This window comes from Streptomyces sp. SD15 (genome assembly GCF_054462255.1).
The window spans coordinates 136,415-155,401 of sequence record NZ_JBTLMO010000010.1 but is presented as its reverse complement, the minus strand read 5'-3'; the positions used below and the strand labels follow the sequence as shown (position 1 = coordinate 155,401).

General features: G+C 70.3%; 13 protein-coding genes. 8 read left to right on the top strand and 5 right to left on the bottom strand.

From position 1 onward, the window contains the following. The first annotated feature begins 176 nt into the window (after positions 1 to 176). The 4 genes from ACX28W_RS12830 (at position 177) to ACX28W_RS12815 (ending at position 5,784) form a co-directional block, all read left to right on the top strand. The gene (locus ACX28W_RS12830; RefSeq protein ID WP_458999039.1) at positions 177 to 1,457 is read left to right on the top strand and encodes an NAD(P)/FAD-dependent oxidoreductase; all 1,281 of its coding nucleotides are present in this window, start codon (positions 177 to 179) and stop codon (positions 1,455 to 1,457) included. Beyond that, a complete protein-coding gene (nirB, locus tag ACX28W_RS12825; protein WP_458999038.1) occupies positions 1,457 to 4,063 on the top strand; it encodes a nitrite reductase large subunit NirB in 2,607 nt (868 codons plus the stop codon). Before ACX28W_RS12830 ends, nirB begins: the two co-directional genes overlap by 1 nt. Beyond that, on the top strand, positions 4,060 to 4,410 hold the full coding sequence (nirD, locus tag ACX28W_RS12820) for a nitrite reductase small subunit NirD (protein ID WP_458999037.1): 351 nt from the start codon (positions 4,060 to 4,062) through the stop codon (positions 4,408 to 4,410). Before nirB ends, nirD begins: the two co-directional genes overlap by 4 nt. A 213-nt stretch (positions 4,411 to 4,623) precedes the next feature. Continuing rightward, a complete protein-coding gene (locus ACX28W_RS12815; RefSeq protein ID WP_458999036.1) occupies positions 4,624 to 5,784 on the top strand; it encodes an alkaline phosphatase PhoX in 1,161 nt (386 codons plus the stop codon). 171 nt (positions 5,785 to 5,955) lie between these two features. On the opposite strand, the gene ACX28W_RS12810 is transcribed toward ACX28W_RS12815, so the two are convergent. Next, positions 5,956 to 6,891, bottom strand: a complete 936-nt coding sequence (locus ACX28W_RS12810) for an oxidoreductase (RefSeq protein WP_458999035.1) — start codon at positions 6,889 to 6,891, stop codon at positions 5,956 to 5,958. A 141-nt stretch (positions 6,892 to 7,032) separates the two neighbouring features. Here ACX28W_RS12810 and ACX28W_RS12805 point away from each other — a divergent pair, with 141 nt between their 5' ends. After that, positions 7,033 to 7,602, top strand: a complete 570-nt coding sequence (locus tag ACX28W_RS12805) for a TIGR03668 family PPOX class F420-dependent oxidoreductase (protein WP_458999034.1) — start codon at positions 7,033 to 7,035, stop codon at positions 7,600 to 7,602. A gap of 140 nt (positions 7,603 to 7,742) precedes the next feature. Here ACX28W_RS12805 and ppdK read toward each other — a convergent pair whose 3' ends face one another. Beyond that, the gene (gene ppdK, locus ACX28W_RS12800; RefSeq protein ID WP_458999033.1) at positions 7,743 to 10,484 is read right to left on the bottom strand and encodes a pyruvate, phosphate dikinase; all 2,742 of its coding nucleotides are present in this window, start codon (positions 10,482 to 10,484) and stop codon (positions 7,743 to 7,745) included. 474 nt (positions 10,485 to 10,958) lie between these two features. Next, positions 10,959 to 12,200, bottom strand: a complete 1,242-nt coding sequence (locus ACX28W_RS12795; protein ID WP_458999032.1) for an ROK family transcriptional regulator — start codon at positions 12,198 to 12,200, stop codon at positions 10,959 to 10,961. Positions 12,201 to 12,319: 119 nt separating this feature from the next. Here ACX28W_RS12795 and ACX28W_RS12790 point away from each other — a divergent pair, with 119 nt between their 5' ends. Beyond that, complete coding sequence (locus ACX28W_RS12790; RefSeq protein ID WP_458999031.1) at positions 12,320 to 14,065, top strand: MGH1-like glycoside hydrolase domain-containing protein; 1,746 nt, start codon at positions 12,320 to 12,322, stop codon at positions 14,063 to 14,065. Next, the gene (locus tag ACX28W_RS12785; protein WP_458999030.1) at positions 14,062 to 15,999 is read left to right on the top strand and encodes an amylo-alpha-1,6-glucosidase; all 1,938 of its coding nucleotides are present in this window, start codon (positions 14,062 to 14,064) and stop codon (positions 15,997 to 15,999) included. Before ACX28W_RS12790 ends, ACX28W_RS12785 begins: the two co-directional genes overlap by 4 nt. Positions 16,000 to 16,015: 16 nt before the next feature. Here ACX28W_RS12785 and ACX28W_RS12780 read toward each other — a convergent pair whose 3' ends face one another. Then, positions 16,016 to 16,273 (bottom strand): hypothetical protein, encoded by a 258-nt coding sequence (locus tag ACX28W_RS12780; RefSeq protein ID WP_458999029.1) that lies wholly within the window; start codon positions 16,271 to 16,273, stop codon positions 16,016 to 16,018. 11 nt (positions 16,274 to 16,284) lie between these two features. Beyond that, positions 16,285 to 17,436, bottom strand: a complete 1,152-nt coding sequence (gene dusB / locus ACX28W_RS12775; RefSeq protein ID WP_458999028.1) for a tRNA dihydrouridine synthase DusB — start codon at positions 17,434 to 17,436, stop codon at positions 16,285 to 16,287. A gap of 80 nt (positions 17,437 to 17,516) precedes the next feature. On the opposite strand from dusB, the gene ACX28W_RS12770 reads away from it, so the two are divergent. Continuing rightward, positions 17,517 to 18,980 carry an MFS transporter gene (locus ACX28W_RS12770; RefSeq protein WP_458999027.1) on the top strand — a complete coding sequence of 488 codons (1,464 nt, stop codon included), beginning with the start codon at positions 17,517 to 17,519 and terminating at the stop codon, positions 18,978 to 18,980. The last annotated feature ends 7 nt before the right edge of the window (positions 18,981 to 18,987 follow it).

Sequence of the window (18,987 nt, the reverse complement as noted above, 5' to 3'; positions counted from 1 at the left end):
TTCGGGGGCGGGGTTCGGGGGCGCGCTTCGCAGCCCCGCGCGCACCACCTCACGCCCGGCCCCTGGCGCGTACGCCGAACCCTCACATCCGGACCCCGCCCCCGCTGAGGGCAGCGTTCCCCGCGGGAAACAGACGTGATGCGATCGGGTAACACCGGCATCGCACGCTGCGGTACATGACCTCGAATACGCGTGTGGTGGTGATCGGCGCCGGACTCGCGGGCGCACGTCTCGCCCAGCGGCTCCAGCAGCTCGGCATGTCCGCCGTGCTCGTCGGCGAGGAGGAGCACGACCCGTACAACCGCGTGCTGCTCGCCGAGGTCCTGGCCGGCCGCTACGCCCCCGAGGTGATCGCGCTCCCCTCGCCGGCCCGGCTGGTGCGCGCCCGGGCCGTCCACATCGACCGCGCCGCACGCATGGTGCACTGCGCCGACGACTCGGTGATCGCATACGACACGCTGGTCCTCGCGACCGGTTCCAACGCCATGCTCCCCCCCTTGCGCGGTCTGTTCACACGTGACCGGCACGAGCTGCCCGAGGGGGTGCACGCGTTCCGCACCATGGACGACTGCCTGGGCCTGTCGAAGGCCGTCCGCCCCGGCGTCCGGGCCGTCGTGATCGGCGGCGGACTCCTCGGCGTCTCGGCCGCCCGCGCGCTCGCCGTGCGCGGCGCACAGGTGGTGCTCACCCAGCAGGCCGAGCGACTCATGGAGCGCCAGCTCGACCCCTCCGCGTCCCGGCTGGTGCACCGGCACCTCACGGACCTGGGCGTCGAGGTGCACACCGAGTGCCGGGTACGCGACGTGCGCAGCGTCGCCGGCGCGGTCCGCTCGGTCGAGCTGGCCGACGGGTACGCGCTCGACGCCGACCTCGTCGTCCTCGCCTGTGGCGTCCACCCCCGCGTGGGCCTCGCGCAGGACGCGGGCCTCGCCGTCCACAAGGGCATCCTCGTCGACGACGAACTGCGTACGTCCGACCCGCACATCCACGCGATCGGCGACTGCGTCCAACACCAGGGCACGGTGTACGGCCTGGCCGCGCCCGCCCTCGAACAGGCCGACGTACTCGCCGAGCTGATCGCAAGCGGCGCGAGCGACGCAAGTGCTGCGAGCGAGGCGAGTAACGCGAGTAATACGAGTGCCCGTTACACCGGCACCCGCTCCCTGACCCGGCTCACCCTCACCGGTCACACCACCCCCTTCGACCACAGCCCCTTCGATCTCGCCGCCTTCGGCGAGGTCGACCCCCGCCCCGGCGACGACGTCATCCAGCTCGCCGACGCCACCCGCGGCACCTACCGCAAGGTCGTCGTCCGCGACGACCGGCTGGTCGGCGGCGTACTCGTCGGCGAACTCGGCACCGTCGGCGCGCTCGCCCGCGCCTGGGAGGGAGCAGAGCCGCTCCCCACGGACGGTGCCCCGCTGCTTCACCTGCTCACCAACGATGGAGGCTCCTGATGTCCACGACCGCAATTGTTGGGGACCGGCCCCGCCCCACGATCGTGCTCGTCGGCCATGGCATGGTCGGCCAGCGCCTCCTCGAAGCGCTCGCCGAGCGCGGCCTGACCGCCACGCACCGCGTGGTCGTGCTGTGCGAGGAGCCGCGTCCGGCGTACGACCGGGTCCAGCTCACCTCGTACTTCTCGGGCCGCACACCGGACGAACTCTCGCTCACCGACGCGGAGTTCATCAAGGAGCACGCGATCGAGCTGCACCTCGGCGACCCGGCCGAGACGATCGACCGGGACGCGCGGACGGTGACGGCCCGCTCCGGCCTGACGGTCGCGTACGACACCCTCGTCCTCGCCACCGGCTCCTACCCCTTCGTGCCGCCGGTCCCCGGCAAGGACGCCGAGGGCTGCTTCGTCTACCGCACCATCGAGGACCTGCTCGCCATCGAGGAGTACGCGAAGGCGCGCGCGACGACCGGCGCGGTGGTCGGCGGCGGCCTGCTCGGCCTGGAAGCCGCGGGCGCGCTGAAGGGCCTCGGACTGACCACGCACATCGTGGAGTTCGCGCCGCGCCTGATGCCCGTACAGGTGGACGACGGCGGCGGCGCCGCGCTCCTGCGCACCATCCAGGACATGGGCCTGAGCGTCCACACGGGCACCGGCACGCAGGAGATCGTCGCCGGCGAGGACGGCGCCGTGACCGGCATGAAGCTGTCCGACGGCTCCGAACTCTCCACCGATCTGGTGGTGTTCTCGGCGGGTGTCCGCCCCCGCGACCAGCTGGCCCGCGACACCGGCCTCACGGTCGGCGAGCGCGGCGGCATCAAGGTCGACGAACAGTGCCGCACCTCGGACCCGCACGTGTTCGCGATCGGCGAGTGCGCCCTCGCCTCGGACGGCCGGGTGTACGGCCTGGTCGCGCCCGGCTACGAGATGGCCGAGACGACCGCCGCCACGATCGCCGCCGACGAGGCGAGCTTCACCGGCGCCGACCTGTCGACGAAGCTGAAGCTGCTGGGCGTCGACGTCGCGTCCTTCGGCGACGCGCACGGCGCCACCGCCGACTGCCTCGACGTCGTCTACGCCGACTCGCGCTCGGGCACGTACAAGAAGCTGGTCATCGGCCGCGACGGCGAGCTGCTCGGCGGCATCCTGGTCGGCGACGCGGACGCCTACGGCACCCTGCGCGCCTTCACCGGCTCCGTGCCGCCGATCGCCCCCGAGCAGCTGGTGCTCCCCGCGGGCGCGGGCGCCCCGGTCGCCCTCGGCCCCTCCGCGCTCCCCGACTCCGCCGTCATCTGCTCCTGCCACAACGTCACCAAGGGCACCATCCGCGGCGCGGTCACCGAGCACTCCTGCACCACCGTGCCCGAGGTCAAGAAGTGCACCAAGGCCGGTACCGGCTGCGGGAGCTGCGTCAAGGTGCTCGGCCAGCTCGTCAACGACGAACTGGCGGCGAGCGGCGTCGAGGTCGACCACGGCCTGTGCGGCTGCTTCGGGCAGACCCGCGAGGAGCTGTACGAGATCGTCCTCGCCCTGCGCATCCCCTCGTACCAGGTCCTGCTGGACCGCTACGGCCGCGAGGGCGCCCGGGGCGGCGACGGCTGCGAGATCTGCAAGCCGACCGTCGGCTCGATCATCGCCTCCCTCGCCCCGACCATCGGCGCCGACGGCTATGTCCTGGGCGGCGAGCAGGCCGCCCTCCAGGACACCAACGACCACTTCCTCGCCAACCTCCAGAAGAACGGCTCGTACTCGATCGTGCCGCGCATCCCCGGCGGCGAGATCACCCCCGAGAAGCTGATCGTGATCGGTGAGGTGGCCCGGGACTTCGGCCTCTACACGAAGATCACCGGCGGTCAGCGCATCGACATGTTCGGCGCACGGGTCGAGCAACTCCCCCTCATCTGGGCCCGGTTGGTGGACGCCGGCTTCGAGTCCGGGCACGCGTACGGAAAGTCCCTGCGGACCGTCAAGTCGTGCGTGGGACAGACCTGGTGCCGCTACGGCGTCCAGGACTCCGTCCGTATGGCCATCGACCTGGAGCTGCGCTACCGGGGACTCCGCTCCCCGCACAAGCTCAAGTCGGCCGTCTCCGGGTGCGCCCGCGAGTGCGCCGAGGCCCAGTCCAAGGACTTCGGCATCATCGCCACCTCCAACGGCTGGAACCTGTACGTCGGCGGCAACGGCGGCGCCACCCCGCGCCACGCGGACCTGCTGGCACAGGACCTGAGCGACGCCGAACTCATCCGCCTGATCGACCGGTTCCTGATGTTCTACATCCGCACCGCCGATCGCCTGGAGCGCACGTCGACCTGGCTGGAGCGGATCCCCGGCGGCCTGGACCACGTACGCGATGTGGTCGTCCACGACTCGCTGGGCATCTGCGAGGAGCTGGAGACGCTGATGGCCGCGCATGTCGCCGCCTACCGCGACGAGTGGGCCGAGACCATCAACAACCCCGAGAAGCTGGCCCGGTTCGTGTCCTTCGTGAACGCCCCGGACACCCCCGACCCGGTCGTCGGCTTCGTCCCCGAGCGCGACCAGATCAAGCCCGACCTGCCGCTGCTGTCCATCGGCCGCCGCCCCCTGGAAGGAAGCGCCCAGCGATGACCCTGGCTCCCGAGACCACCGACCTGAAGGTCCAACTGCGGCTGGACGACGGCTGGTTCGCCATCTGCGACCTGTCCCTGCTGACCCCGGGACGCGGAGTGGCGGCACTGCTGCCCGACGGCCGGCAGGCCGCCGTCTTCCGCGACCGCGCGGGCCGGATGTACGCCATCGACAACCGCGACCCGTTCAGCGGCGCGGCGGTCCTCTCCCGCGGCCTCACCGGCACCCACCAGGGCCGCCCCTTCGTCGCCTCCCCGCTGCTCAAGCAGCGTTTCGACCTGGAGTCCGGACGGTGCCTGGACGACGAGACGGTGACGGTGACGACGTACGAGGTGCGGGCGCAGTAACTTCGCCTCTTGACTGATCCCGAGGACTACGCATCGCACCACTCCCCACTCGTGGGCAGCATGACGCGCGGACGTACAGGGAACGACACACGTGACGAGTACACGCCATCGCCTGTCCATGGCCCGTCCACCCCGCACTCCTAGGCTCCGGCGGTGCGCGACCCCGTCGCCGACCGGCGAACGGGGCGGTCACGGCACCTCCTTGGAGCGAAAGTGGAACGTCGTACCCTTCTGCGTGCGGCCGTCCTCGGCGGTTCATCGGCCGTTCTGGGCGGAACCCTGTGGCGCGGCGCCGCCTACGCCGCACCTGCCCAGCCCGGCACCGGCCCCTACGGGGCGCTGGGCTCGGTGGACGCCAACGGCATCCAGCTGCCCAGCGGTTTCACCAGCCGGGTGATCGCCCGGTCCGGCCAGACAGTCACCGGCACCTCGTACACCTGGCACAACGCACCGGACGGTGGGGCCTGTTACACCGACGGCAGCGGCTGGATCTACGTATCCAACTCGGAGATCAACCCGTCGGGCGGCGCGAGCGCGGTGAAGTTCTCTTCCTCGGGCACGATCACGTCCGCGTACCGCATTCTCTCCGGCACCCGCACCAACTGCGCGGGCGGCAAGACCCCGTGGAACACCTGGCTGTCCTGCGAGGAGGTGTCCCTCGGCTACGTCTACGAGACCGACCCGTGGGGCGTGAACGCGGCGGTGCAGCGCCCCGCGATGGGCCGCTTCAAACACGAGGCGGCCGCGGCCGACCCCGTACGCAAGGTCATCTACCTGACGGAGGACGAGACGAACGGCCGTCTCTACCGCTTCGTCCCCACGACGTGGGGCAACCTGTCCGCCGGCACCCTCCAGGTCATGGTCGCGGGAACGGCCACGTCCGGCTCCTTCACCTGGACCAACATCCCCGACCCGGACGGCTCTCCCACGACCACCCGCACCCAGGTCTCGGGCTCGAAGTCCTTCAACGGCGGCGAGGGCTGCTACTACGCGAACGACACGGTCTGGTTCACCACGAAGGGCGACAACCGAGTCTGGCAGCTCAACCTGACGACCAACACCTACGAGCTGGCGTACGACGACTCCCTGGTCACGTCGGGCACGGCCCCCCTCACCGGCGTCGACAACATCACCGGCACCACCTCCGGCGATCTCTTCGTCGCCGAGGACGGCGGCAACATGGAGATCTGCGTCATCACGCCGGACGACGTGATCGCCCCGTTCCTGCGCATCACCGGCCAGTCGGGCTCGGAGATCACCGGCCCTGCCTTCTCCCCCGACGGCACCCGCCTGTACTTCTCCAGCCAGCGCGGCACGAGCGGCAGCTCGTCGGGCGGGATCACGTACGAGGTGAGGGGCCCGTTCCGCTCCTGACGGCTGCCCGTGCGACATGGCTCCCGGCCGGCTGCTGAACGCTGTCGGCGGATCCTCTGCCGGGGCCACCCCTCTCGGAAACCGCCAACACTTTCGCGGAAAGTGTTGGCGGTTTCCGACACCCCCTGGGGCGGAGGGAACCCCGACTGAGCGGGGCAGCTCTTCAACCCTTCACCCCTTCAGCGCGTCGTACGTGACTCCCGTCAGCCGCTCCGACGCCGCCCAGAGCCGCTCCCCGGCCGTGTCGTTCAAGGTCCACCCGGCCCGCCGGGACGTCGTGGGCGAGCCGCGCCACATCGCGAACGAGGGCCCGGTGAAGGAATCGGGCAGCACCCCGGGCGCGGTGGCGGCGTAGAGCGTAGGCAGCGCCCCAGCATCGGCGCTCTGCCCGAAGAACCGATTGCCGATCTCCATGAACCGCTCAGTACCCCTGCGGCCCGCCATCCTCGGCCCGACGGTCTGGAGGTTGGTGGCGGCATACCCCGGATGCGCGGCCGCCGCCACAACATCGGACCCGATACCGGCCAGCCGCCGCGCCAGCTCATGCGTGAAGAGGAGATTGGCGGTCTTGGACCGCCCGTAGGCAACCCAACGCCGATATGAATGCCGCTCGCAATTGAGATCATTGACATCAATGTTGGCGACCACATGGAACATGCTCGACACGGTCACGACCCGCGCACCGGGGGTCTGGAGCAACGCCGGGAGCAACAACCCGGTGAGCGCGAAGTGCCCAAGGTGATTGACCCCGAACTGCGTCTCGAACCCGTCGACGGTCCGCCCCCGTGGCAAGGCCATCACACCGGCGTTGTTGACCAGCAGATCAAGCCGGCCGTACGCGTGCTCATACGCCACCGCGAATTCCGCCACCGACTCCAGATCCCCAAGATCCAGCCGCAAGAACTCAACATCCGCGCCGGGCACTTCGGCGACGATCTGATCCCCCGCCCCGGCCCCTCTCACCTCACTCCGACAGGCAAGCACCACACGGGCGCCACGCCGGGCGAGCTCACGCGCGGTGACATACCCGATCCCACTATTGGCTCCCGTGACGACGACGTTACGCCCACGCTGATCAGGAATGTCGCTCAAGTCCCAGCCACCCACACCAAGCCCCTCTCCTCGACTACTCACCGTAAGCCGCGCCCTCTCAGCCCCCGCCGAATCAACTCACCCCATCGCCGTTTTCATCTGTCCCCTCGCGTGATCCCGACGGCCCCACCGACCACCGGATATCACACAAAATAGTTGATCAGTTACATGCTGAAACCTTTGGTGTATGGATTGCCATCCCATCAGGTGATCCGGAAGCACAAGAAGCACAAGCAACAGGGCCTCGTTACGGTGGGACGCATGAAGCTCTCGCCGCTCGACGCCCGGGAACGTTTTGTTTCCTCGCCCGTCGCTCGGCTGGCGACAGCTGACGCCCACGGGGTTCCCCATGCGGTACCAGTGACCTTCGCCGTCCTGAATGACGTCGTGTATTTCGCGGTGGACCACAAGCCCAAGAGCACACGGACGCTGCGGCGGTTGCGCAATATCGAGGAGAACCCCTCGGTGACGGTGCTGGTCGATCACTACGACGAGGACTGGTCGACGCTGTGGTGGGCCCGTGCCGATGGCCGTGGGGAAGTGCTGCTGGAGGACGGGCAGGAGCGGCGCGACGCGGTGAGGTTGTTGTGCGGCAAGTACAAGCAGTACAAGGAGTCCCCTCCCCAGGGCCCCGTGGTCGCCGTCCGGGTCGAGCACTGGAGCGGCTGGGCCTTCGCCCAGGACCTGTCCTGGCCGGCCTTGGCGGGAGGGCCGAATCCGAGGTGACGTACATGTACGAAACCCAAGAGGGCGGCACCCCCCGCACAGGGGTGCCGCCCTCTCTTGGTGCGCCGGGGCTGTTGCCGTGTCGGTGAGGGTCGGGGTGACCCGGCGACAGCCCCGGGGTCGTGAGGCCCGGACAGGCCCTAGCGGTGGTCGCTGCCCGCGGACGAGGACGCCGCGCGCCCCGCTTCCAGGCGAGCCACCGGGATACGGAAGGGGGAGCAGGAGACGTAGTCGAGTCCCACCTCGTGGAAGAAGTGGACCGACTCGGGGTCGCCGCCGTGCTCGCCGCAGACTCCGAGCTTCAGGTCGGGGCGGGTTTCGCGGCCGGCCTTGGCGGCGGAGCGGACCAGGGAGCCGACGCCGTCCTTGTCGATGGTCTCGAAGGGGCTGACGCCGAAGATGCCCTTCTCCAGGTACGCCGTGAAGAAGCTCGCCTCCACGTCGTCCCGGCTGAAGCCCCACACCGTCTGCGTGAGGTCGTTCGTACCGAAGGAGAAGAACTCCGCCGCCTCCGCGATCTGACCGGCGGTCAGCGCGGCCCGAGGCAGTTCGATCATCGTGCCGATGGCGAGTTTCAGGGCCGTGCCCGTCGCCGCCTGGACCTCCGCGATGACCTGGTCGGCCTCCTCGCGGACGATCTCCAGCTCCTGGACCGTTCCGACGAGCGGGATCATGATCTCGGCGCGCGGGTCACCCTTGGCGTTCTTGCGCTCGGCGGCGGCCTCGGCGATCGCCCGTACCTGCATGGTGAACAGGCCGGGGATGACCAGGCCCAGGCGCACACCGCGCAGGCCCAGCATCGGGTTCTGCTCGTGCAGGCGGTGGACCGCCTGGAGGAGGCGCAGGTCGTTCTCGTTGGCGTCGCCGCGCGACTCCGCCAGCGCCACTCGTACCGACAGTTCGGTCACGTCGGGCAGGAACTCGTGCAGCGGCGGGTCGAGGAGACGGATCGTCACCGGGAGGCCGTCCATCGCCTCGAAGAGTTCGACGAAGTCCTTCTTCTGGAGGGGCAGGAGCTCCTTCAGGGAGTCCTCGCGCTCCGCGTCCGTGTCGGCGAGGATCAGGCGTTCGACCAGTTCACGGCGGTCGCCGAGGAACATGTGCTCCGTGCGGCACAGGCCGATGCCCTGGGCACCGAAGCGACGGGCGCGCAGGGCGTCCTCCGCGTTGTCGGCGTTGGCGCGGACCCGGAGACGGCGGACCCTGTCCGCGTACGCCATGATCCGGTGTACGGCGGCGACCAGTTCGTCCGCGTCGTCGGCACCCGCGTGCATCCGGCCCTCGAAGTACTCGACGACCGGGGACGGGACGACCGGGACCTCGCCCAGGTACACCTTGCCCGTCGAGCCGTCGATCGAGACGACGTCGCCTTCCTCGACCACCAGGCCGCCCGGCGCCGTCAGGCGGCGGCGCTTGGTGTCGACCTCCAGTTCCTCCGCGCCGCAGACACAGGTCTTGCCCATGCCGCGCGCGACCACGGCCGCGTGGGAGGTCTTGCCGCCGCGCGAGGTCAGGATGCCCTCCGCCGCGATCATGCCGTCGAGGTCGTCGGGGTTCGTCTCGCGGCGGATCAGGATGACCTTCTCGCCTGAACGCGACCACTTGATCGCCGTGTACGAGTCGAAGACCGCCTTGCCGACCGCCGCACCCGGCGACGCCGCGATGCCCCGGCCGATCTGCTCGACCTTCGCTTCGTCGTCGAAGCGCGGGAACATCAGCTGGGCGAGCTGGGCACCCGTCACACGCTGGAGCGCCTCCGCCTCGTCGATCAGGCCCTGGTCCACCAGCTGCGTCGCGATACGGAAGGCCGCGCCCGCCGTGCGCTTGCCGACACGCGTCTGGAGCATCCACAGCTGCCCGCGCTCGATGGTGAACTCGATGTCGCAGAGATCCTTGTAGTGGTTCTCCAAGGTCTCCATGATCTGCATCAGCTGGTCGTACGACTTCTTGTCGATCGACTCCAGCTCGGCGAGCGGGACCGTGTTGCGGATGCCGGCCACCACGTCCTCGCCCTGGGCGTTCTGGAGGTAGTCGCCGTAGACGCCCTGGTGGCCACTGGCCGGGTCACGTGTGAACGCCACGCCCGTACCCGAGTCGGGGCCCAGGTTGCCGAAGACCATCGAACAGATGTTGACCGCCGTGCCGAGGTCGTGCGGGATGCGCTCCTGGCGGCGGTAGAGCTTGGCGCGGTCGGTGTTCCAGGAGTCGAAGACCGCGTGGATGGCGAGGTCCATCTGCTCGCGCGGGTCCTGCGGGAAGTCCCGCCCGGCCTCGGTCTTGACGATCTTCTTGAACTTGGTGACCAGCTTCTTCAGGTCGGCCGCCTCGAGGTCGGTGTCGACCGTGACCTTCTTGGCGTCCTTAGCCGCTTCCAGCGCGTCCTCGAAGAGCTCGCCGTCGACGGCGAGGACCGTCTTGCCGAACATCTGGATGAGGCGGCGGTACGAGTCCCACGCGAAGCGGTCGTCGCCGGCCTGCTTGGCGAGGCCCTGGACCGACTTGTCGGAGAGCCCGATGTTCAGCACGGTGTCCATCATGCCCGGCATGGAGAACTTCGCACCGGAACGGACGGATACGAGCAGGGGATCGTCGGCCTGGCCGAGCTTCTTGCCCATCTTCTGCTCGAGCGCGTCGAGGTGTGCACTCACCTCGTCACGCAGCGCCGCCGGCTCCTCGCCGCTGTCGAGGTAGGTCTTGCACGCCTCAGTGGTGATCGTGAAGCCGGGAGGGACGGGAAGGCCCAGGTTGGTCATCTCGGCGAGGTTCGCGCCCTTGCCACCGAGGAGGTCCTTGAGGTCCTTGTTGCCCTCGGTGAAGTCATAGACGAACTTCACGCCCTCGACGCCGCTCTCAGCTACGTGGGGATCTTTGTTTTCCGACACGGGTCTCGACTCCTCGAGGACGCGGTGGCTGCCCTGACGGCCAGGAACATACCCAGATCGAAGGCGCCTGGGTACGTCCACTTGCGCGTCATGCGCCTGTAACCACCCGTCCGCCACTGGATCGAAAGTCAAAGCTTGGCAAGCGTCGACCTGCGGCTGTTTTCACTTCTTGAACGAATCAACGCCCGTAGATCGCCCTACGCGCTCACATGAGCAGGCGTCGACACGCCTGAGTTCACCTGGTGAACGATCAAGGGGTGGCACTGAGTGCCACCCCTTAGGGAAGTGCACCCGCTCAAGATCCGCTCATCTGAGCATCAACCTTATCAAGCGTGGCGAGAATCACGTCGCGCGGAGCGGCCAGATTTCACCATGCGGACCGCCCTGCGGACACGACACACGGATGTCACACGCCCGGCGCCGTCACACTGACGGCGCCGTCACACTGACGGCGCCGTCACACGCCCAGCGCCATCACACGCCCAGCGCCGTCAGTCGCTCCTCCACCCGCCCCGGCGCGTACAAGTACTCCACGACCAGCGCCCCCGCCCCGACCAGCCCGGCCCGGTCACCGAGCCGCGAGGTCACCACGTCCAGATGAGCGGTCGAACGGGGCAGCGCCCGCTGGTACAGCAGCTCCCGCACCCCCGTGAGGAAGGGTGTTCCGGCCAAATCCCCCGCGATCATCAGAACGCCCGGGTTGAGCAGCGTCACGACGGTCGCGAGGACGTCACCGACCTGCCGCCCGGCCTCCCGCGCGAGCGCCATCGCCTCCGGATGCCCGGCGGTCAGCAGGTCGCGCACATCCGAGCCGGACGTGGCCCGCACCCCGGACTCGGCGAGCCGACGGGCCACCGCGCCACCGCTCGCGACGGCGGCCAGACAGCCGTACGAACCGCACCTGCACAGTGCGTCGGCGCCGATCCGGATGTGCCCGATGTCGCCGGCGCCCCCGTCCACGCCCCGATAGATGGCACCGCCCACGACCATGCCCGCGCCGATACCGGTGGAGACCTTGACCAGCGCGAACGCCGAGCAGTCCGGATAACCGGTGCGCTGTTCTCCGTACGCCATGAGGTTGGCGTCGTTGTCGACGAGTACGGGGATCCCGGCGCCGCTCCGGGTTCCGGTCCGGGTTCCGGTGTGCTCCTCGAACGCCCTGCTCAGGCGTCCCCGTATGTCGTAGCCGTCCCAGCCCGGCATGATCGGCGGCTGGACGACCCGGCCGGTGTCGCTGTCCACGGGGCCCGGCACCGCGAGCCCGATGCCACACACGGAGTCCGCGCTCTGCCCGGCCTTCTCCAGCAACTCGGCGAACCAATGACCGAGCTCACCCAGGACGGCGTCCGGGCCGTCCTCGATACGCAGGGTTCCGTGGTGCTCGGCCAGGATCTCGCCGGTCAGCGACACGACGGCGGCCCGGCCGTGCCGGGTGTCGAGGTCCGCGGCGAGGACGACGGCGTGCGCGTCGTCGAACTCGAGGGTGATGGAAGGACGCCCGCCCAGCGGCGAGTCCACCGGGCCACCCGCACCCTCGCGCAGCCAGCCCGCGCGGAACAGCCGGTCCAGGCGCTGGCCGACCGTGGCCCGTGACAGACCGGTGGCCTGCTGCAGCGCGCCGCGTGTCGTGGCGCGGCCGCTGCGCACCAGCTCGAGCAGATCTCCGGCGCTTGCCTGATTCCCGGCCCTCATGGCCTTCGCCGCCCTTCCTGTCATGCGCACCCTCTTGCGTTAACCAACTCTGCATTACATATTGAGTTTTGCGTGTTAAATAGACGTAACCCTACGGTAGCTACTGCCGAACCGGCCGACCGCACGTCTTCGGGGAGACCTGAGTGGACAGCACAACCCAACTCACCATTCGTCGCACGGGGATCACCACCCCCGTACGCACCTCGGGCTCACCCTCTCCGCCCGGCTCGCGTGAGATCACCCACTCCGGCGCACATGTATACGATCCCGCCGAGTCCACCGGGTCGCTGCACCTCAGGGCGGCCCGCACGCTCGAGGGCAACTGGACGGGAACGTCCACGGTCCCCTCGCGCGGCCTGTACCCGCACCAATGGTCCTGGGACTCCGCCTTCATCGCGATCGGCCTGCGCCACCTGTCCCCCCTGCGGGCACAGACGGAGCTGGAGACACTGCTCGGCGCCCAGTGGGGCGACGGTCGGATCCCGCACATTGTGTTCAACCCCTCCGTACCACTGGACGCGTACTTCCCGAGCCCCGACTTCTGGCGCTCCTCCACCGCGGGGCGCGCCGCGGGCGCCCCGCGCGCCGTACAGACGTCGGGCATCGTGCAGCCGCCGGTGCACGCGCTCGCCGCCTGGCTGGTGCACCAGGCCGACCCCGGCCTGTCGCGGGCCCGCGCCTTCCTCCCCCGTATGTATCCCCGGCTCGCGGCCTGGCACCGCTATCTCCTGCACCGCCGGGACCTGGGCGGCGGCGGGCTCGCCTCGGTGGTCCACCCCTGGGAACAGGGTATGGACAACAGCCCCTGCTGGGATGCCCCGCTCAGCCGGATCACCCCGGCCGAGCCGCGCACCTTCCGCCGCGCCGACCTCGACCACGGTGCCGCCGAGGACCGGCCGACGGATCTCGACTACGGGCGGTACGTGCGGCTCGCGACGGACTACCGGGACGGGGGGTACGCCGACGGGGGCGGCGAGTTCGCCGTCGAGGACCCGGCGTTCAACGCGTTGCTGATCGCCTCCGAGCACGCATTGGCGGCCATCGCGCGGGAGCTGGGCGCGGCGGGGACCGCACGGCACGCGCGCGCGGAGCGGCTGACGGCCGCGCTGGTGGAGCGGCTGTGGGATCCGGCGGAGGGAATGTTCTTCTGCCGGGATGTGTACGGCGGGGGCGAGAGCGGTGCTCTCGATTCAGAGCGGCGCCCTCGGAGCGGTGCTCACGCTTCGGAGCAGCGCTCCCAGAGCGGCGCTCACGTATCGGAGCACTGCTCCCAGAGCGGCGCTCACCTCTCGGAGCGTCGCTCACAGAGCACCGCTCACACATCGGAGCAGCGCTCCCAGAGCGGTGCTCTCATTCCCGAGCGCAGTGTCGCCGGGCTCCTTCCGCTCATCCTCCCCGCGCTGCCCCGCGACATCGCCTCCACCGTCGTACGCACGGCGAGCGGGCCGCACTTCGGGCTCGGCGACGTCGCCCGGCTGGTGCCGAGCTACGACCTGACCGGGCACGCCTTCGATCCGCACCGCTACTGGCGCGGCCCGGCCTGGTTCAACACGAACTGGCTGCTGGAGCGCGGACTGCGGCTGCACGGGGAGCACGGCCGCGCGGAGGAGCTGCGGGCCGCGCTGCTGGAGACCGCCGACGCGTCCGGGTTCGCGGAGTACGTGGATCCGTACACCGGCGAGGCCTGCGGAGCGCTCGGTTTCAGCTGGACGGCCGCGCTGACGCTGGACCTGCTGCACGAGCCCTCAGGGACGGACCAGGCAGACCACACGGACCATGCGGACCAGATCGTGTCCCACTCGAGGCACGACACCTTGTTCGACACACCACACAGCACCACGCCACACAGCACATTCGAGACGGGCGCCAAGGGAGGGGACCGGGGATGACGGAGCGGCATCATCTGCTCGTGCACGGTGGGACGTTCGCCGCCGTGGGCGACGGCGGGGACATCAGCGGAGTGCGGGGCGGCAGTTCCCCGGACGGGTTATTCGTACGGGACGCCCGGCACCTCAGCCGCTGGCAGCTGACCGTCGACGGCGCGGTGCCCGAGGCGCTCACGCCGGTCACGGACGGCGACACGGCGCGCTGTGTGCTCGTACCGCGCGGCGGCCGCAACGAACCGCCCGCGTACACGCTCTTTCGTGAACAGGCCGTCACCGACGGCGCGTTCGTGGAGGCGCTGCGCGTCACCAGCAACCGTCCGACGCCCACCACGGTGCGGATCGCGGTGACGGTGGACGCCGACTTCACGGACCAGTTCGAGCTGCGCTCCGACCACCGTACGTACGCCAAGATCGGCGTCGTACGCAGGCGCCAAGTCCTCGACGACGGAGTCGAGTTCAGCTATCAGCGCGGGGAGTGGCGGTCCTGTACGACGGTCACCTCCGAGCCGCCGCCGGACGGAGTCGAGGAGACCGGCACGGGCGCCCGTCGCCTCGTCTGGACGCTCGACCTCGAACCGCACGCCTCCGCCGAGCTGTCGCTGCGCGTGGCGGCCCGCCCGCACGGCGCCCTGAAGGACCCGGAAGTACCGCCCTCCCCCGCCGCGGCCAACGAGCAACTCCTCGCGCTGGAGGACGAGTTCGCGGAGGGCGTGCCCTTCCCGACCGGCTGGCCGGAGCTGGCCGCGGCCTGCGCGCGAGGTCTGTCGGACCTCGCGGTGCTCCAGGTCCCGGCGCGCGGCCCGGACGGTGAGGAGCTGCGTGTCCCCGCGGCCGGAGTGCCCTGGTTCCTCACCCTGCTCGGCCGCGACGCCCTCCTGACCTCCCTCTTCGCGCTCCCCTACCGCCCCCAGCTCGCCGCCGCCACGCTGCCCGCGCTCGCCGCGACCCAGGCGGTGGAGGTGGGAGCGGGCACGGTGGCCCAGCCCGGCAAGATCGTGCATGAGGTGCGGCACGGCGAGCTGGCGCACTTCGGGCAGGTGCCGTACGGGCGTTACTACGGCTCGGTGGACGCGACGCCCCTGTTCCTGGTGCTGCTCGGCGCGTACACGGAGCACACCGGTGAGGTGACCCTGGCCCGGCGTCTGGAGGCCAACGCCCGCGCGGCGATCGGCTGGATGCTGGACCACGGCGGCCTGACCTCCCGCGGTTATCTCGTCTACCGTGCGGACGGCGGCGGCCTCGCCAACCAGAACTGGAAGGACTCCCCGGGCGCGATCTGCTCGGCCGACGGCAGCCGCCCCACCGGGCCGGTGATGGCGGCGGGCGCGCAGGGATACGCGTACGACGCACTGCGCCGCACCGCGCATCTGGCCCGCACGGTCTGGGACGACGAGGTCTACGCGGCCCTTCTCGAACAGGCCGCCGCCGACCTCCGCGACCGCTTCCAGCGAGACTTCTGGATGGCCGAACACGCCTTCCCTGCCCTGGCGTTGGACGGCGACGGCAACCAGGTCGACGCCCTCGCGTCGGACGCGGGCCATCTGCTCTGGTCGGGTCTGCTCGACAAGGAGTACGGCGAACTGGTCGGCCGCCGCCTGCTCGAGCCGGACTTCTTCTCCGGCTGGGGCGTGCGCACCCTGGCCGCCGACCAGCCGGCGTACCACCCGTTGTCGTACCACCGTGGCTCGGTCTGGCCGCACGACAACGCGCTGATCACCCTGGGCCTGTCCCGCTACGGCCTGCATGACGAGGCTCGCACGGTCGCCCACGCGCTGGTGGACGCGGCCACCGCCGCCGGCCATCGCCTCCCCGAGGTCCTCGCGGGCTACGGCCGTGACACCCACCGGGAGCCGGTGCCGTACCCGCACGCGTGCGTACGGGAGTCACGCTCGGCGGCGGCTCCACTGGCGCTGCTCACGGCGGTGGGGGGCGCGTAGGTCCTGTCGGTGGTTCCTACGAGGCGGTCATGGCGTCGCGGGCCGCCTCGTTGAACTCCGCCAGTCTGTGGCGGAACACTCCGTGGGCCTCGTCGAAGCGTTCGCGGGCGCCCGGGTCGCCCTCCGTGACCCGCCACAGCGCACTGTTGGCGTCCGCCGCCGCCCGCTGAACGGCTTCGGCCGCTTCGGCGGCGGGGGCGGGGCCTCCAGGACCCGACCGTGGCACCCCCGGCCGTGTCACCCGCAGCCGCGTCACACCCGGCCGCGTCGTCACCCCCGGCCGTATCACCCGCCGGACGTGTCCAGCTCCGCGTCCTCGCTCACGCCCGCGCAGTCGTACGGGTCCTTCAGCCAACCGTCCGGCAGGACGACCCTGTTGTTGCCGGAGGTACGGCCGCGGGGCCCGTCCGCGCCGAGCGGCCACGGCTGGTCGAGGTCCAACTCGGCCAGCCCTTCGGACAGTTCGGCGAGCGAGGAGGTGATCGCCAGGCGCTTGCGCATCTCGGAGCCGACCGCGAAGCCCTTCAGATACCAGGCCACGTGCTTGCGGAAGTCGATGACGCCGCGCGCCTCGTCGCCGATCCACTCGCCGAGCAGGGTGGCGTGCCGGACCATGACGGCCGCGACCTCGCGCAGCGTCGGACGCGCATACTCCGTACGCCCCTCGAAGACCGCCACCAGATCGCCGAACAGCCACGGCCGCCCGAGGCACCCGCGCCCGACCACGACCCCGTCGCACCCGGTCTCCCGCACCATCCGCACCGCGTCCTCGGCGGACCAGATGTCGCCGTTGCCGAGGACGGGGATCTCCGGCACATGCTCCTTGAGGCGTGCGATCGCGTCCCAGTCCGCGGTGCCGCCGTAGTGCTGGGCGGCGGTGCGCCCGTGCAGCGCGATGGCCGTGACACCCTCCTCGACGGCGATCCGCCCGGCGTCGAGGTACGTGATGTGGTCGTCGTCGATGCCCTTGCGCATCTTCATCGTCACGGGGAGGTCGCCCGCCCCGCTGACGGCCTCGCGCAGGATCGCCCGCAGCAGGTGCCGCTTGTACGGGAGGGCGGAGCCGCCGCCCTTGCGGGTCACCTTCGGGACCGGGCAGCCGAAGTTCAGGTCGATGTGGTCGGCCAGTCCCTCCTCCGCGATCATGCGGACGGCCTTGCCGACGGTCGCCGGGTCCACGCCGTACAGCTGGATCGAGCGCGGCTGCTCGCTCGCGTCGAAGCGGATCAGCTGCATCGTCTTCTCGTTGCGCTCGACCAGCGCCCGTGTGGTGATCATCTCGCTGACGAAGAGGCCCTTGCCGCCGGAGAACTCCCGGCAGAGCGTACGGAACGGCGCGTTCGTGATCCCGGCCATGGGGGCGAGGACGACGGGCGGCTGCACCGTGTGGGGGCCGATCGAGAGAGAGGGGGCGGGCGCGAGGACGGTCGTGGACATTCCCCCATTGTCGCGTACGAGGAGAGGTGCCCGCGAGTCGTTAGTTAGACGCACTATTGACGTCGGCGTACCCTGGTGGAATGCCCGAGCTCAGTCCTCGCCGCCGTCTGCTGGTGCTCGCGATCTGCTGTATGAGTCTGCTGATCGTGAGCCTCGACAACACGGTTCTCAACGTCGCCCTGCCCTCGATGCAGCAGGACCTGCACACGGACATGGCGGGTCTCCAGTGGACCATCGACGCGTACACACTGGTCCTGGCGTCGCTGCTGATGCTCGCGGGCTCGACCGCCGACCGCATCGGCCGCCGCCGGGTGTTCAAGGCGGGCCTGGTCCTGTTCACGATCGGCTCGGTCCTGTGCTCCCTGGCCCCGAACCTCGAATCGCTCGTCGCCTTCCGCATGGTCCAGGCGGTCGGCGGCTCGATGCTGAACCCGGTCGCGATGTCGATCGTCACCAACACCTTCACCGACCCGCGTGAGCGCGCCCGCGCCATCGGGGTCTGGGGCGGTGTGGTCGGCGTCTCCATGGCCGCGGGGCCGCTGATCGGCGGCCTCCTCGTGGACTCGGTCGGCTGGCGCTCGATCTTCTGGATCAACCTCCCGGTGGGCCTGGCCGCCCTGTTGCTCACCTGGCGCTACGTCCCCGAGTCCCGCGCCCCCAAGGCCCGCCGCCCCGACCCGGTCGGCCAGGTCCTCGTCATCGCGCTGCTCGGCGCGCTGACGTACGCGATCATCGAGGCGCCCAGCTCCGGCGCCCTGAAGATCCTCGTCTTCGGCGCGATCGCCGTCGCCGCGCTGCTCGGTCTGCTGTGGTACGAGCGTCGGCGCGACGAACCCCTCATCGACCTGCGCTTCTTCCGCTCGGCGCCGTTCAGCGGGGCCACGGTGATAGCGGTCAGCGCGTTCGCGGCACTGGGCGGCTTCCTGTTCCTCTCGACGCTCTATCTGCAGAACGTCCGCGGCCTGGACGCGCTGCACGCGGGCCTGTGGATGCTGCCCATGGCCGTGATGTGCTTCGTGTGCGCACCGCTGTCGGGGCGGTTGATCGGCAGCAGGGGACCGCGGCTGCCGTTGCTGATCGCGGGGGTCACGATGACCGCGAGCGGAGTGCTGTTCGCCGCCTTCGAGGGCGAGACGTCGAACGTCACGCTCGTCATCGGCTACGTCCTGTTCGGCCTCGGCTTCGGCTTCGTGAACGCCCCCATCACCAACACCGCCGTCTCCGGCATGCCCCGCAGCCAGGCCGGTGTCGCGGCCGCCGTCGCCTCGACCAGCCGCCAGATCGGCGCGACCCTCGGCGTCGCGGTGGTCGGCGCGGTCCTCGCCTCCGGCATCGACGACTCGGCGTACAAGGACACCTTCGTGGCGGCCGCCGTCCCCGGCTGGTGGATCCTCACCGGCTGTGGCCTCGCCGTCCTCGTCCTGGGTGCGCTGACCACCGGCCGCTGGGCCCGCGGCACGGCCGAGCGCACGGCGCGGCAGCTGGAGTCGCCGGAGGCACGGGAAGCAGCGGGCGTGCGGCCCCAGGACGCACCGGCCGCCTAGCGCCGGG

Coding starts and splice junctions, on each gene's coding strand:
- ACX28W_RS12830 (WP_458999039.1), top strand. CDS start 177: ATGACCTCGAATACGCGTGTGGTGGTGATCGGCGCCGGACTCGCGGGC.
- nirB (WP_458999038.1), top strand. CDS start 1,457: ATGTCCACGACCGCAATTGTTGGGGACCGGCCCCGCCCCACGATCGTG.
- nirD (WP_458999037.1), top strand. CDS start 4,060: ATGACCCTGGCTCCCGAGACCACCGACCTGAAGGTCCAACTGCGGCTG.
- ACX28W_RS12795 (WP_458999032.1), bottom strand. CDS start 12,200: ATGACAGGAAGGGCGGCGAAGGCCATGAGGGCCGGGAATCAGGCAAGC.
- ACX28W_RS12785 (WP_458999030.1), top strand. CDS start 14,062: ATGACGGAGCGGCATCATCTGCTCGTGCACGGTGGGACGTTCGCCGCC.
- dusB (WP_458999028.1), bottom strand. CDS start 17,436: ATGTCCACGACCGTCCTCGCGCCCGCCCCCTCTCTCTCGATCGGCCCC.
- ACX28W_RS12770 (WP_458999027.1), top strand. CDS start 17,517: ATGCCCGAGCTCAGTCCTCGCCGCCGTCTGCTGGTGCTCGCGATCTGC.